At 52.8% G+C, this 13,294-nt stretch carries 10 protein-coding genes and 1 tRNA gene; 2 read left to right on the plus strand and 9 right to left on the minus strand.

Annotated features, from left to right (window positions below; all coding sequences use genetic code 11):
• Positions 1 to 62 precede the first annotated feature (62 nt).
• Both J9253_RS11100 and J9253_RS11105 read left to right on the plus strand, forming a co-directional pair.
• Positions 63 to 2,165, plus strand: coding sequence for a DNA topoisomerase III (locus tag J9253_RS11100; RefSeq protein ID WP_228291358.1), 2,103 nt, complete (start codon positions 63 to 65; stop codon positions 2,163 to 2,165).
• Positions 2,165 to 3,613, plus strand: a complete 1,449-nt coding sequence (locus J9253_RS11105) for a succinate-semialdehyde dehydrogenase (RefSeq protein ID WP_210224604.1) — start codon at positions 2,165 to 2,167, stop codon at positions 3,611 to 3,613. The genes J9253_RS11100 and J9253_RS11105 overlap by 1 nt, the downstream gene beginning before the upstream one ends.
• Here the strand turns inward: J9253_RS11105 and truB are convergent.
• From truB to J9253_RS11150, 9 genes are all read right to left on the minus strand, one after another.
• Positions 3,588 to 4,520 (minus strand): tRNA pseudouridine(55) synthase TruB, encoded by a 933-nt coding sequence (gene truB / locus J9253_RS11110; RefSeq protein WP_038141931.1) that lies wholly within the window; start codon positions 4,518 to 4,520, stop codon positions 3,588 to 3,590. The genes J9253_RS11105 and truB overlap by 26 nt on opposite strands.
• Positions 4,517 to 4,936: a 30S ribosome-binding factor RbfA gene (gene rbfA, locus J9253_RS11115; protein WP_028490395.1), complete on the minus strand. Its 420-nt coding sequence runs from the start codon at positions 4,934 to 4,936 to the stop codon at positions 4,517 to 4,519. The genes truB and rbfA overlap by 4 nt, the downstream gene beginning before the upstream one ends.
• 3 nt (positions 4,937 to 4,939) lie before the next feature.
• Positions 4,940 to 7,813, minus strand: a complete 2,874-nt coding sequence (infB, locus tag J9253_RS11120; protein ID WP_210221069.1) for a translation initiation factor IF-2 — start codon at positions 7,811 to 7,813, stop codon at positions 4,940 to 4,942.
• Between the two features lie 21 nt (positions 7,814 to 7,834).
• Positions 7,835 to 9,331 (minus strand): transcription termination factor NusA, encoded by a 1,497-nt coding sequence (nusA, locus tag J9253_RS11125; protein ID WP_210221070.1) that lies wholly within the window; start codon positions 9,329 to 9,331, stop codon positions 7,835 to 7,837.
• Positions 9,328 to 9,804 carry a ribosome maturation factor RimP gene (locus tag J9253_RS11130; RefSeq protein ID WP_210221071.1) on the minus strand — a complete coding sequence of 159 codons (477 nt, stop codon included), beginning with the start codon at positions 9,802 to 9,804 and terminating at the stop codon, positions 9,328 to 9,330. Before J9253_RS11130 ends, nusA begins: the two co-directional genes overlap by 4 nt.
• Positions 9,805 to 9,869: 65 nt before the next feature.
• Positions 9,870 to 9,946, minus strand: a tRNA-Met gene (locus tag J9253_RS11135).
• Between the two features lie 65 nt (positions 9,947 to 10,011).
• Positions 10,012 to 10,302 (minus strand): DUF2818 family protein, encoded by a 291-nt coding sequence (locus J9253_RS11140; RefSeq protein WP_210221072.1) that lies wholly within the window; start codon positions 10,300 to 10,302, stop codon positions 10,012 to 10,014.
• Positions 10,299 to 11,735 (minus strand): NADH-quinone oxidoreductase subunit NuoN, encoded by a 1,437-nt coding sequence (gene nuoN / locus J9253_RS11145; protein WP_210221073.1) that lies wholly within the window; start codon positions 11,733 to 11,735, stop codon positions 10,299 to 10,301. The genes J9253_RS11140 and nuoN overlap by 4 nt, the downstream gene beginning before the upstream one ends.
• On the minus strand, positions 11,735 to 13,279 hold the full coding sequence (locus tag J9253_RS11150; protein WP_210221074.1) for a complex I subunit 4 family protein: 1,545 nt from the start codon (positions 13,277 to 13,279) through the stop codon (positions 11,735 to 11,737). The genes nuoN and J9253_RS11150 overlap by 1 nt, the downstream gene beginning before the upstream one ends.
• Between the last annotated feature and the right edge of the window lie 15 nt (positions 13,280 to 13,294).

Here is a 13,294-nt window from a genome sequence, read left to right on the forward strand (position 1 = left end):
ATAACAAGGTTTGCCGCTTGGCGTAGAAGTGCCTATGATGCTAGCGATGACTAATCTGAATAATGACCATCATGCTTTACTTGTGTGAAAAACCCAGCCAAGCGCGGGATATTGCCCGTGTGTTGGGTGCGAATGGACGGGGTGACGGTTTCTTACAAGGTCAAGGTATCACTGTGACGTGGTGCTTTGGGCATTTGCTGGAACAGGCCGAACCCGAAGCCTATGGCGAGCAATACAAACGCTGGAATTTTGCCTCCCTGCCTATCCTGCCCGAACAATGGAAGCTGGAAGTCAAAAAGTCCGGCGCCAAACAATTCAAGGTGATCAAAGCACTGTTAGCCAAGGCGCAGCACGTCATCATCGCCACCGATGCTGACCGTGAAGGCGAAATGATTGCCCGCGAAGTTATGGAACACTGCCGCTACCACGGACAAATATCACGCCTGTGGCTATCAGCCCTCGACGACGCCAGCATCCGCAAAGCCCTAGGGCAACTCAAACCGGGCGCAGACACCGAGAAACTCTATCAAGCCGGGCTAGCGCGTAGCCGTGCCGACTGGCTGGTAGGCATGAACCTCAGCCGCGCCTACACACTCGCTGCCCAATACAGCGGGCAACTCGGCGCAAAAAGTGGCGCATTAAGCGTTGGCAGAGTGCAAACCCCTACCCTGCGACTGGTCGCTGACCGCGATGCCCACATCAAACATTTCGAGCCGGTGGATTACTGGGATGTCAGCGCCATTTGCCTGCCCCATGATGCGCCACAAACCTTCAAAGCCAACTGGGTTCCCCCCAAAGGCAAGGAAGGCATTGACCCGGAAGGCCGTTGCATCGACAGGGCACTCGCCCAACAAGTAGCCATTCGCTGCAAAAACGAGCAAGCCAGTGTGCTGCGGTGCGATACCGAACGCAAGCGCCAGAATGCCCCGTTGCCCTACGACCTTTCCGGTTTACAGGTGGAAGCCTCGCGGCGCTGGGGCATGAGCGCCAAACAAGTGCTGGATGTGGCACAAGCCCTGTATGAAACCTATAAACTCACCACCTACCCACGTACTGACTGCGGCTACCTGCCGCGTTCCCAACACGCCGATGCGGCGGCCGTGTTTCAGGCATTGGTGCAAACCGACCGCAACTTATCCCCGCTGGTCACGCAAGCCGACCCCAGCCGCAAAAGCAAAGCGTGGGATGACAGCAAAATTACTGCCCACCACGGCATTATTCCCACCGCTGCCAAAGGCAGTATCGAGCGCTTGTCGGAAAGCGAGTTTTTCATCTATGACCTGATCCGCAAGCGTTATCTGGCACAGTTTTTCCCTGCTTACGAATACGATCAAACCGTGATTGAACTCGACTGCCAAGGCTACAAATTCCGCGCCTCCGGTCGGGTGGATCGGGTAGCAGGCTGGAAAATTGCCTATCAGGAACCGGGCGATGACACCCTCGTCAAATCTGACAAAGACGCTAAAACCGATGAAACCGCGCAAGCCTTACCCAAACTCACGGTAGGCGACAATGTGCTGGTGCAGGACACCGAAACCCTGCAACGCCAAACCAAACCACCCGCCCCTTACACCGAAGGCACGCTGATTCAGGCCATGAAGGGCATTGCCAAGCAGGTCGAAAACCCCAAGCTCAAAGCCATTCTCAAGGAAAATGCTGGCATTGGCACCGAAGCCACCCGCGCCGCCATCATCGAAACCCTGTTGACCCGCAAACTGCTGGAGCGCGAAGGCAAAAAGAAATGCCTACGCGTCACCGCCAAAGGCAATGCCTTGATCAGCATGTTACCTAACGCCGTCAAAGATCCGGCACTGACGGCTGCATGGGAACAGGCGCTCGAAGCCGTCGCCAATGGCGAAATGCTGTTGGAACAATTCATGGAAAAACAACAAACTTGGCTGCTGAAAGTGCTGGAACGCGCCAAAGCCGGGGCAGGTGGCACTACCCCTGAAGCACTGGCAACGGAATTTCGCCCCAAACCAGCGCAGCCTAGCACCGCTCAAAGCACTGACATCCCACCGGAAAGCAAAATCTGCCCACTCTGCGGCAAGGCGATGGTGCAACGCACCAGCAAATACGGCGCATTCTGGGGATGCAGTGGCTTCCCCCTGTGTAAAATGGCTGTCAACATCCACACCAATACTCGCCGAGGCAATGCAACATGATACCTTTGAAAAATCCCGACCTGCTGCGTTCACAGTGCTACATCAATGGCGCATGGGTAGCCGCTGATGATGGCGATACTTTAAACGTTACCAACCCAGCAACGGCTGAAACCATCACCAGCGTTCCCCGTTGTAGTGCTGCGCAAACCCGTGCCGCGATTGATGGTGCAACCCTCGCCCAACGTGAATGGCGCAAACGCACCGCCGCCGACCGTGCCAACGTCTTGCACACTTGGCATCACCTCATGCTGGAACATCAGGAAGACCTCGCACAGATCATGACCGCAGAACAGGGCAAACCACTGGCAGAATCACGCGGTGAAATTGCCTACGCCGCCGCCTTCATCCAATGGTTTGCCGAAGAGGGCAAACGCACTTACGGCGACGTGATTCCCTCACCCTTCCCCAACAGCCGCATCGTGGTGATCAAGGAACCTGTCGGGGTATGCGCCGCGATTACCCCGTGGAATTTTCCCGCTGCCATGATCACCCGCAAAGCCGCCCCGGCACTCGCCGCAGGCTGTGCAATGGTCGTCAAACCAGCAGAACAAACCCCCTTATCGGCGCTGGCGCTGGCAGTACTGGCTGAACAGGCAGGCGTACCCGCAGGCATTTTCAGCGTAGTAACAGGCGATCCGCACGTCATCGGTGGCGAATTAACCAGCAATGACAAGGTGCGCAAACTCAGCTTCACCGGCTCGACGGCGGTAGGCCGTTTATTGATGCAACAATGCGCCCCGACCCTGAAAAAGCTTTCACTGGAACTCGGTGGCAACGCACCCTTCATCGTGTTTGATGATGCCGATCTGGATGCAGCGGTTGCCGGTGCAGTGGCCTCGAAATACCGCAATGCCGGACAAACCTGCGTCTGCACCAACCGCTTTCTGGTGCAAACCAAGGTGTATGACGCCTTTGCCGCAAAGCTTGCGCAAGCCGTCGCCAAGCTGAAAGTGGGGCATGGCACGGAAAGCGATGTTAACCAAGGGCCATTGATTGATGAAGCCGCACTCTGCAAGGTGGAAGCTTTGGTCGCCGATGCCGTACAAGGTGGTGCCAAAATCGTCGGTGGCGGCGGACGCCATGCGCTGGGTGGCACGTTTTACACTCCAACAGTATTGACGGGTGTCTTGCCTAACATGCGTGTGGCAAAAGAGGAAATCTTTGGCCCAGTTGCGCCATTATTCCGCTTTGACACCGAAGAAGAAGCTATCCAGATGGCGAATGACACTGAATATGGCTTGGCTGCTTATTTGTATGCGCGGGATATTGGACGGGTATGGCGCGTATCGGAAGCGCTGGAATACGGCATGGTTGGGATTAACAGCGGTATTATTTCCACTGAAGTTGCCCCATTTGGCGGTCAAAAAAGCTCAGGATTGGGGCGTGAAGGCTCGAAATACGGGATTGAGGAATACTTGGAAATCAAGTATCTGCACATGGGGTTGTAAGAGATTCATACGCCAGCAAGCGCCGGGGAATGATAACGCCCCGGATGCATTCGCCTAGTCCGATGAATTCGCCGAATTCACTGTACAAACGCAGCAATTCAGCATCCGTATCATCGGTACGCACTTTTTGGCCTTGGCGCAAACGAGTGATGACAGCATCTTCTACGGTGATAGCGGGCAGGTGTGGTAAGGCAACATCCAATGGCAGCAATACTTTATCCAAAGCATCGAAACCTTGTTCCGCCAATGCCCGCAGCTCTTCCAGCGTGTACATGCGGAATGTGCTGAATGGCTCAACCGACTCGCGCCGTAGCATGGAAACATACGCGCCACAGCCGAGCTTTTCGCCAATGTCTTCCACCAGCGTGCGGATATACGTGCCTTTGCTGCACACCACATCCAGCGTAAGGGTGTCGTCGGTACGAGCCAACACTTGCAGGGAGTGGATGGTAATGTCACGAGCAGGACGTTCCACTTCCAGACCTTGACGTGCCAACTTGTACAGCGGCTGTCCGTCTTTTTTCAGCGCGGAATACATCGGTGGAATCTGGCTAATGTCGCCCCGGAATTGTGCCAATACGGCTTCCAGATCAGCCTCAGAAACATCAGGGATAGGGCGTGGATTGACTCTTTCACCTTCTGCATCGCCTGTAGTACTCACATACCCCAGTGTCGCCGTGGTGATATAACGCTTATCGGAATCGAGCAAAAAGGCTGAAACCTTGGTGGCTTCACCAAAACAGACGGGTAACATGCCAGACGCGAGGGGATCAAGACTGCCGGTATGCCCGGCTTTTTCGGCCTGAAACAGGAAGCGTGCATCCTGCAAGACTTTGTTGCTGGATGCGCCTAAGCCTTTATCCAGCAGCAAAATACCGTTGAGTTTGCGGAAGCGGCGGCGACTCAAGATTCAGCCGCACCTTTGCTGGCGTCAGCATCATCTTCTTCATCGGCATGACGGTCAGAGGCGACTGCTTTCGCAATCAGCGCAGACAATGCATTCCCACGCGACTGGGTTTCATCGTAGAAGAAGTGCAAGGCCGGGGTCATACGCAGTTTCAGCAAATGCCCCAGTTCACGGCGCAAGAAACCAGCAGCATGGTTTAACGCTTCCTGCGCTTCCAGACCTTGCTCGGCTTGCAATGCGTCGAACCAAATTTTGGCGTGGGCGAAATCTTTGGAGACTTCCACATCCAGCAACGTGATCATGCCAACCCGTGGGTCTTTCACCCGGTCACGGATCAGAATGGCCAAATCGCGGCGGATTTGTTCGCCCACCCGATCAGCACGGGCGAAGCCTTGAGGACGTGAGTGTTGTGGCATGGTTTAGATCTTCCTGGCCACTTCAACACGTTCATAACATTCGATATTGTCGCCTTTGCGCACGTCGTTGTAGTCCTTGACCGCGATACCGCATTCCGTACCCATGTGGACTTCTTTGACGTCATCACGGTGACGGCGCAGGGATTCCAACTCACCGTTGAAAATCACCACATTGTCACGCAAGACACGGATAGGCAGACTGCGACGCATGGCACCATCGACCACCAAGCAACCAGCGACCTGACCCAGCTCGGAGGAGCGGAACACTTCGCGGACTTCCGCCAAACCAACAAAGACTTCACGAACTTCAGGTGACAACAGGCCACTCATGACCGACTTGATGTCATCAATGACTTCGTAAATGATGCTGTAATAACGGATATTGACGCCGTTATCAGCCGCCGTCTTACGGGCAGTCGCATCGGTACGCACGTTGAACGCGATAATGGTGGCGCGGGAAGCCGAAGCCAAATCCACATCACTCGCGCTGATTCCGCCGACACCGGCAGTCACCACGCGGACTTCAACCTCATCCGTTGATAGGTTGAGTAATTCATTGCGCAGGGCTTCCACACTGCCCTGTACATCAGCCTTGATCAGGATATTCACCTGAGCACGTTCACTGGCTTTCACTTGCGTGAAGAAGTCTTCCGACTTGCTCACATGCTGTGCAGCAAAGCGGGTATCACGCTGCTTTTCACGGCGCAATTCGGCAATTTCACGGGCTTTACGCTCATCAGTCATCACGATGACTTCATCACCCGCTTCAGGTGCGGCGGACAAACCGAGTACAGCGACCGGGATGGATGGACCTGCTTCCTTGACCGGGCGACCAGCCTCATCAAACATGGCACGTACACGACCGTATTCGGCACCACAGAGCAGTAAATCACCGCGACGCAAAGTACCATTACGCACGAGTACAGTAGCCACTGCACCACGGCCTTTTTCGATACTGGCTTCGATAACGTTACCGGTAGCAGGTGCGTCAACCGGAGCGGTCAATTCCTGAACTTCAGCAACCAGCAGCAAGGTTTCCAGCAGGGCATCAATGCCTTGTCCGGTTTTGGCAGAAATCTGTACTACGGGTACATCACCACCCCAAGCTTCGGTATTCACTTCATTCTGGGAAAGTTCGCCCAATACTTTGTCAGGGTCTGCGCCTAGTTTGTCGATCTTGTTGATCGCCACTACCATCGGTACACCAGCCGCTTTCGCGTGCTTGATGGCTTCCTTGGTTTGCGGCATGACGCCATCATCTGCGGCAACGATCAGGATAATAATGTCAGTAACTTGTGCACCACGTGCCCGCATTTTGGTAAACGCTGCGTGTCCTGGTGTATCGAGGAATGTGACCGTACCGTGATCGGTGTCTACATGGTAAGCACCAATATGCTGGGTAATCCCGCCCGCTTCACCAGCGGCAACGCGAGTTTTACGGATGTAGTCCAACAGGGATGTTTTACCGTGGTCAACGTGACCCATGATGGTAACGACTGGCGGACGTGGCTTGGCTTCGTAACCGTTAACATTTTGACCAATCATGGCAGCCAGCAAAGCGGCATCGTCCATTTCTTGCATAGGCTTGGCTTTGTGACCCAGCTCTTCTGTCACCAGAATTGCGGTATCCTGATCAATGGCTTGGTTGATGGTCATCATCATGCCCATTTTCATCATCGCTTTGATGATGTCAGTGGCACGGATAGCCAGCTTCTGCGCCAGCTCAGACACAACGATTGTGGTGGGAATTTCGATTTCTTTGACGACAGGCGCTGTTGGCTTTTCAAAACCATGCTTGGCATTGGCATTGCTGTTTTGTTGACGCGGATCAGGTCTGAAGGTATCACGACGGCCACCGCCTTTCTTTTTGCCGGAGCGGTTGCCTGCGGGAACATGCAACTCCTCACGACCACCACGCCCTGCAACCTTATTTTTAACCGGCTTCTTGTCGGTCTTTTCAGCAGGAGCAGCATCGGTATACTTTTCAGTAACAACGGGCTTTTCAGCTTCTGGCTCACTGCTATCAGCCACTTCTCGTGGAGCCAGTGTAGGCTTGGGTCGTATCTTGGACGGACGGCGTTTCAGCGCAGAAGCTGCTTCTTCGCGGGCTGCTGCTACCACTACATCACGCTGTTCCTTAGCGCTCAGATTGTCATCAGGCTCAACGCCGCCGGTTGTAACCGCCGCTGTCATCACTTCAGGCACCGATGCTGGCCCTGGCGTAGCAACAGGAGCTGGCGATGCTGCTGGTGGTGGCGTCTCGACCTTGGTCTCTACCACCACAGGTTTAACAGGTGCACTTGGGGGAACTACAGCTTCAGCTTCTTTCACCACAACCTCTTCAATAGCTGGGGAAACGGTCGGTTCAACAACAACAGGCGGCTGAGGCACTTCTTTAACCTCTTCAGGTACTATCTTGGTAACTTCCTGACGCTGTTCCACACGTTTGGTTTCTTTCTGGATACCAGACTCACGTGCTTGACGCTCAGCCGATAATTGGCGTGCCAGTTCTTCGGTACGGCTTATCCGTGCACCGGCAGCAGGTGGCGAGTGCTCTGTCGATTGAGCGACTGGCTTAGCACCGGCTGCGAAGTTTTTCTTATGGCGAACTTCCACGCTGACTGTTTTACCGCGTTGACCACCCGCACCGACTGTCATTTCGCTGGTAGAACGCCGCTTTATGGTTATTTTATTACCACTATTACTGACAGGCGCTGCACCTTGGCGAATGTGCGCCAACAAGGTGAGTTTTTGTGCATCCGTAATCCATGCATCTGGGCCGTTAACGTGAATACCTGCATCCTGTAACTGCTTGAGCAGAACTTCAACGGGGGCATTGATTATCTCGGCAAGTTTTTTAACTGCTATGTCCGACATTTATTTCTTCCTCCCGCAGAATTAAGCTTCTGCCTTGTCGTCCGCAAACCAAGGTTCGCGAGCTTTCATGATCAAACTGGCCGCACGGGCCTCGTCAATTTCAGCTGATTCCATGAGTTCATCCACAGATTGTTCAGCCAAATCTTCCATCGTGCAAATGCCTTGTGTTGCCAATTTGAAGGCTAGGGTATCATCCATGCCTTCCATATGCAGGAGATCAGCCGCTGGCAAGCGGGTATCCTGAGAAATGGCTTGTGACAGTAACGCCGTTTGGGCACGGTCACGCAACTCATTAATAATCGTTTCGTCAAAGCCGTCGATGGCCATGAATTCTTCAATCGGGACGTAAGCGACCTCTTCCAGCGTCGTAAAACCTTCTTCTACCAGAATAACGGCAACCTCTTCATCCACATCCAGCTTATCCATAAACAGGCTGACCAGTGATTGCTGCTCGGCCTGCGTTTTGGCTTCCGCTTCTTCGACACTCATCACGTTGAGTGTCCAGCCGGTCAACTCGCTGGCAAGACGTACATTCTGACCACCCCGCCCGATAGCCTGTGACAACTTTTCGCTGTCAACACCAATATCCATGCTTTTGGTTTCTTCGTCCACTACAATGGAGAGCACTTCTGCCGGAGCCATCGCATTCATCACATAGGTGGCGATGTCGTCGTTCCAGAGTACGATGTCGACCCGTTCCTTGCCACCGAGTTCGTTGGTTACGGTCTGAATACGCGAACCACGCATCCCGACGCAAGCACCAATCGGATCAATGTTCGGCAAGTTGGCACGAACGGCAACCTTGGCACGTGAACCGGCATCGCGAGCAGCACCCATTATATCAATCATTTCCTGACTGACTTCAGGAACTTCGAGTTTCATTAACTCAATGAGGAAGTTTACATCAGAACGGCTGACAATGATTTGTGGCCCGCGCATGTCCTGAAGGATTTCTTTCAGGTAGCCGCGCACCCGCGCCCCAACATGCAACATTTCGCCGGGCACCATTTCTTCCCGTGGAATGAATGCTTCGGCATTCTCACCGAGATCCAGCACAATACCCTTACGGTCAGCACGTTTCACCACGCCCATAATCAAATGACCAACATGGTCACGGTAGGCAGACACGACTTTTTCACGTTCGGCTTCGCGCACCTTGGCAACGATGACCTGCTTAGCAGTCTGGGCGGCAATACGACCGAAATCTACCGAAGGGATGGATTCTTCGACATACTCGCCGATAGGAATATCTAACCCACGAGCAGTAGCATAGCTTTGCAGGATTTGACGCTCCGGGCTTTCAAATTCAGGGTCTTCGTCATCCACAACCTTCCAGCGGCGATAAGTCTCGTAATCACCTGTCTGGCGATTCACGGAAACACGCGCATCCATACCCATGCCATAACGCTTGCGGGTAGCCATTGCCAATGCTGTTTCAACTGCTTGGAAGATTAATTCCTTGCTGACATTTTTCTCATTGGAAACTGCGTCGACAACGTAGAGAATTTCTTTATTCATGCGTTTTTACCGCCCTTGCGCTGAGGTCGAATATCCAGAACCACTCGCCCACGGTCAATAATCTCGTAGGGAATTTCGTATACGGTGCCTTCCACGTCCATGAAAATATGGGTATCGTTTGCGTCCTGCAACTTACCAACGAAGTTGCGGCGCTTTTCTACGGGAAGGCGGGTGCGCACTTTAATCTGTTTGCCCACATAAAGAGCATAGTGTGCGGGAATAAATAATACCCGATCAATACCGGGTGAAGACACTTCAAGAATATAGGCTACCGGAATCAGGTCGTCCACATCAAGCGATGCACTCAACTGATTGCTGACACGACCACAATCGTCGACGGTAATACCCTGATCTGAATCGATGAAAATACGTAGCAAAGCGCTTTCTGTCTGCGGGCGGTATTCATACCCCCACAACTCATAACCGAGGCCAGTTACCGTGGTGCTGATCAGCGTATCCAGTCTTTCTTGCATTACGTCTTTAGTACCTTCCTGGGTAGCACATAATAAAAAAGGCCCTGACAGGGCCTTCTTATAATTGGTAGCGGGGGCAGGATTTGAACCTGCGACCTTCGGGTTATGAGCCCGACGAGCTGCCAGACTGCTCCACCCCGCATCAGAGGAGCGAACTATAAAGCAAAGGCTCAAGCCTTGCAAGTACTATCGAAACAAAACCTCAAATTAACGTACATGACGGTAAATGAACCCTGGAAATGCGAATACCATGAACAACGCCAAGGTGACAGCGTAAAATTCCCACGCTTGAGGATAGATTGACCCCATCGTCCGGTCTTCCAGTAATAAGGCAATGCCCCCCACGACAAAGTACAGGACAAACCATTCCAACAAACGTACCCACATAGACTTGCTATCGCATTGCAGGATCAGGAAACAACGCTGGCTTAACCACGGCAGGTTAGCCAACAATAACGCAAGGGCAAGAAACCCCCACTGTAAAACAGGTAAACTCATAAACGACTGGCGACCATTGCTGCTGAACAAATACCCATCAATGCACTAGGGAACACCCCTAACAGCACCATGAGCACGCCATTTACACTGATCAGCACCGTAAAATCAAGATCTGCCTTTATCGGCGCGTTTTCTTCTGGCTTGTCGAAGTACATCATCTTGATGGCACGTAAGTAGTAATAAGCACCAATCACCGACATCACCACCATAAAGACGGCAGGCCACAAATAACCGGCTTGCATGACCGCCTGAATAATCGACAGCTTAGCGTAAAACCCAACCGTTGGCGGAATGCCTGCCATCGAAAACAGGAACACCATCATGATGAAGGCATACCAAGGGTTGCGCTCATTCAAACCTTTGAGGTCATCCAACGTTTCGGCCTCAAACCCTTCCCTGCCCAACAGGATCAGGATCGCAAAGCCACCTGCTGCCATCATGGCGTAAGTAATCGTATAGAACAGCGCCGCGCTATACCCTTCAGTCGTCCCCGTCAGCGTACCTAGCAAGATAAACCCCATGTGCGCAATCGTTGAATACGCCAACATCCGCTTGAGATTTAGTTGCGCAATGGCGCTCAGATTACCTAGGAAGACCGACAGCAAACCAAACACCAATAACAATTGCGCCCAACCCGGCTGCGCCGTACCCATCGACTCCGCCAGCACGCGCAACAACATCGCCAATGCCGCCAGTTTCGGCACACTGCCTAAAAACATCGTCACTGCCGTAGGTGCTCCCTGATAAACATCAGGCACCCACATATGGAACGGCACTGCCCCAAACTTGAAGGCAATCCCCGCCACAATGAACACCAGCGCAAACAGCAACGGAATATTTTCCAGCACATTCTGGGCGCTAACGAATGCCAATACTTCCGGTAGCTCCAGCTTGCCACTCAATCCGTACAGGATAGAAATACCATACAGCAACAACCCTGATGCCACCGCGCCCAACACAAAATACTTCATCGCCGCTTCTGAAGAGCGCCCATCATCGCGATTGAACGCCACCAGTGCATACATCGACAAGGCTAGCAATTCCAGCCCCAGATAGACCACCAGCAAATGGTTGGCAGATACCATCACCAACATCCCCAGCACTGCAAACAAACCCAGCAGGAAAAACTCACTTTGCCATATATCAAGGTCTTTCAGGTATTTACGCGCATACACGAACACCCCGAAGGTCAGCAACAGGATGCTAATTTTCAACACCCCTGCCAAATCATCACGCACATACATGCCATTCAAGCCAGTTGTCTTGTCGCCATCCATCGCCCCATAAGCTAACAACGCAGTTGCCAGCAAAGCCACCTGGGTCAGTAAGTAAGAAATCATCCGGCAATCTTCACGCAACATGACATCAATCAACAAGATCAAGCAGATCGTGCTGAGCAGAAAAATTTCTGGCATCGCAATCGTAAAATTCATTATGGGCACCCCCCCGCGAGTCCACTACACAGCTTGCTCTGCAAGACCTGATCCAACAGGTGTTTGATTGACACTTCCATCACATCCGTCAAGGGTTGGGGCCACAAGCCCAGTAGCAATACCGCAGCGGCCAATATTGCCAACATCCAGAACTCACGCTGCCCAATATCCTGCAACGCCGCCACTTCCGCATTTTTGACATCACCAAACATCACCCGCTTCACCAGCCAGAGTGTGTAAGCCGCCCCCACAATCAGGGTAGTTGCCGCCGCAAATGCAATTAATGGATGAGCGCTAAAACTCGCCAAAATAACCATGAACTCGCCAACAAACCCCGACGTTCCCGGCAAGCCTGTATTAGCCATCGCAAACAACACATACAGCGCCGCAAACACTGGCATCTTGTTGGCAACGCCACCGTAGGCATTAATATCACGGGTATGCATCCGGTCATACAACACACCAATGCACAAGAACATCGCCCCAGAAATGAAACCGTGCGACACCATCTGCACCATACCGCCCTGAATCGCCAGCACCGCACCACTCATGGCCAAAGGATTAGTGGCTCCACCTTTTACGATTCCGTAAATCACAAAGAATCCCAAGGTCACAAACCCCATGTGTGCAATCGAGGAATACGCCACCAGCTTTTTCATGTCTTGCTGCACCAGTGCCACAAAACCGATATACACCACCGCTGTCAACGACATGAAAATCACCAGCCAATCCAGTTGCGCCGCCGCGTCAGGCACAATCGGCATCGCAAAGCGCAGGAAAGCGTAGCCACCCACTTTCAGGGTAATCGCCGCCAGAATCACGGAACCACCCGTCGGGGCTTCCACGTGCGCATCCGGCAACCAAGTATGCACTGGCCACATCGGCACTTTCACACCAAACGCCAGCAGGAATGACAGGAAAATCAGGATTTGCGGCGTCAGCCCAATTGGCAGCTTATGCAAATCAGCCACCGCAAAACTACCACCCAACTGATACAGGTAAATCAAGCTGATCAGCAGGAACACCGAACCAAAAAAGGTATACAGGAAAAACTTGATCGTGGCATACACCCGGCGTGCGCCACCCCAAATACCGATGATCAGGAACAGCGGAATCAGCATCGCTTCAAACAGGATATAAAACAGCATCGCATCCAGCGCCGCAAACACCCCATTCACAATTCCCCCCATGATCAGGAATGCCGCCATGTATTGCGACACCCGATAAGTAATGATCTCCCAACCGGCAACCACCACCATCACTGTCATGAAAGTATTCAACAGGATCAACGGCATGGAAATACCATCAACCCCCAAATGGTAGTTGATCTTGAATGCCTCAACCCAAGGGATGGACTCCACAAACTGCATGGCAGGCGTTGTCGGGTCAAACCCGGTATACAACGGCAGGCTCAGCAGGAAAGTCAGCAAAGCAATCCCCAGTGCAAATTGTTTAGCACCCGAACGGTCACCGACAATCAGGACACCCATACCACCGACAATCGGCAGCCAGATCAAAAAACTCAGTATTGGCAAATCAAGCATGTGCATTTCCAGGTA

The organism is Thiothrix litoralis (assembly GCF_017901135.1).
Taxonomy (GTDB): domain Bacteria; phylum Pseudomonadota; class Gammaproteobacteria; order Thiotrichales; family Thiotrichaceae; genus Thiothrix; species Thiothrix litoralis.

Excerpts from the sequence above, each read along its gene's own strand:
- nuoN (WP_210221073.1), bottom strand. The coding sequence starts at position 11,735 with ATGAATTTTACGATTGCGATGCCAGAAATTTTTCTGCTCAGCACGATC.
- J9253_RS11150 (WP_210221074.1), bottom strand. The coding sequence starts at position 13,279 with ATGCTTGATTTGCCAATACTGAGTTTTTTGATCTGGCTGCCGATTGTC.
- J9253_RS11140 (WP_210221072.1), bottom strand. The coding sequence starts at position 10,302 with ATGAGTTTACCTGTTTTACAGTGGGGGTTTCTTGCCCTTGCGTTATTG.
- J9253_RS11100 (WP_228291358.1), top strand. The coding sequence starts at position 63 with ATGACCATCATGCTTTACTTGTGTGAAAAACCCAGCCAAGCGCGGGAT.
- infB (WP_210221069.1), bottom strand. The coding sequence starts at position 7,813 with ATGTCGGACATAGCAGTTAAAAAACTTGCCGAGATAATCAATGCCCCC.
- nusA (WP_210221070.1), bottom strand. The coding sequence starts at position 9,331 with ATGAATAAAGAAATTCTCTACGTTGTCGACGCAGTTTCCAATGAGAAA.
- J9253_RS11130 (WP_210221071.1), bottom strand. The coding sequence starts at position 9,804 with ATGCAAGAAAGACTGGATACGCTGATCAGCACCACGGTAACTGGCCTC.
- rbfA (WP_028490395.1), bottom strand. The coding sequence starts at position 4,936 with ATGCCACAACACTCACGTCCTCAAGGCTTCGCCCGTGCTGATCGGGTG.